At 32.8% G+C, this 934-nt stretch carries 1 protein-coding gene; it reads left to right on the top strand.

The window, feature by feature from the left end; translation table 11 throughout:
- The first annotated feature begins 164 nt into the window (after positions 1-164).
- Positions 165-812, top strand: a complete 648-nt coding sequence (locus AC1DSL_RS18740; RefSeq protein ID WP_477533402.1) for an HNH endonuclease — start codon at positions 165-167, stop codon at positions 810-812.
- The last annotated feature ends 122 nt before the right edge of the window (positions 813-934 follow it).

Below are 934 nucleotides of genomic sequence, written 5' to 3'. Positions count from 1 at the left end.
GAAGAAGAGGCTGTCAAGTATGCTATGGCGGATATTCACAATAAAACTGAACTAATTAGTATTAAAACAATAGAAGAAGGAACTATTTTAATAAAAGAGTGATTTGATTGGAGACAGCATCAGTCGTACAATATAAGGCAAATACTTAATATAAGTGGGGCTGTATGATGAGAATTTGTGAAAAATGTAGCTTATCAAAAGAAGATAAATATTTCCCAAAGCAGTTATCGAATGTTTGTAATGTATGCAAAGCAAAAAGATTTGTTGATCGAATGAAAAGGCATATGGATTTAGAAGGGCTGCCGATAAATGTATTTGAAAATAAGGAAGAAATAAATGTTCTTCCAAAGTATTTGACTCATTGGTTTAAACTAGAAAAAGATAAGGCAAGAGAAGTGATGGAGAAAGTTGATTTTAAAATAATTGATGAAAACACTATATATTTAATGGACTTTCTAAATCCCGAAAAAGAAGACTTAGTAACACGAATCAATGTATATGAACGTGATAATTACATTTGCCAATACTGTGGTGGGGAAGGGGAATCAATTGACCATGTATTTCCAGAATCCAAAGGTGGTGCATTTGTAGAGGATAACTTAGTCGTGTCCTGCAAATCTTGCAATGTTATTAAAGGCAATATGGTCATGACAACAGAAGAGGCAAGAAAACAAATAAAACGCCTTAAACGTATTCAGAAGAAAAGAAAGAACCAGATGACGACTAAGAGTAAGCCGAAAAAACAAAGGAGTAAAAATGACTTGCACAATATGCTAAGTAACACTTTAAGAAAAAAAGAGAAATGGGAATAAAAAATCTCGGAATATGGACAGTCGATAAACACCGTAAAACAGGGACTTTTCGGATTCAGTGTTTTGAGCAAATTGTAAGATTAAATGAAATTTAAAAGGAGAGGAAATAAATGGATGCGAGT

It is taken from the genome of Paenisporosarcina sp. P4_D4 (assembly GCF_056401835.1).
This window is presented reverse-complemented; position numbering and strand designations above follow the sequence as displayed.